Origin of the sequence: Arthrobacter sp. GCM10027362, from assembly GCF_042679445.1 — a bacterium.
Lineage (GTDB): Bacteria > Actinomycetota > Actinomycetes > Actinomycetales > Micrococcaceae > Crystallibacter.
Genome location: NZ_JBHTML010000431.1, coordinates 1 through 692, shown reverse-complemented (window position 1 = coordinate 692; position 692 = coordinate 1). Strand labels below are relative to the sequence as shown.

1 pseudogene is annotated in these 692 nt (G+C 75.3%); it reads right to left on the bottom strand.

The window, feature by feature from the left end:
• A pseudogene (locus ACFQ36_RS23180) lies at positions 1-692 on the bottom strand (chromosome segregation protein SMC); the annotation flags it as partial.

The window sequence follows — 692 nt, the reverse complement described above, 5'->3', positions numbered from 1 at the left end:
CCTCGGCCGCAAGCGCGTCCCGGCGCTCCGTTGCCGGTTCCTCCTCGTCGGGGGCCTCCCCGGCGTCCCGGGCCGCGCCCAGCCGTGCGGTGATCTCGGCCAGCGCCTGCTGTTCGGCCAGCACGTTCGCCTCGGCCGCCGATACCAGTTTGGCCAGGCGCCCGCGTTCCCCGTCGGCGGAGCGCAGCATGGAGCCCAGGGTGCCCAGGCGCTCGGCGACGGCGGCGATGCGGGCGTCCGATTCGTTCAGCCGTTCCAGGGCTGCCGCGGCGCGCTGCTTGGCCTCGTCCCGGCGGGCGGAGGCGCCGGCGATGGCGAACTTGGCCCGTTCCATGCGCGCAATGGCCTCTTCCAGCTGAACACAGGTGTCCTCCACCGCGGCCTGCAGCTCGATCAGGCTGGGACCTCCGGCGGTGCCGCCGCGGGCGGCGTAGGCGCTGAAGACATCCCCTTCACGGGTGACGGCGCTCAGCTCCGGGCGGGCGGCGACGATTTCACCGGCGGTGCGCAGGTCCTCCACGACGACGACGGCACCGAGCAGGCCGGCGACGGCGTCATCCAGTCCGCGCGCAGCCTGGACCAGTGACGTGGCCGGCGTCGCACCGGCGGGGAGGGTCTCGGTGCGCTCCTGTCTTGCCGCCCGGCCGGCGGCGGGGCCGTCCGCGATGACCAGGTGCACGCGGCCGGCGTCG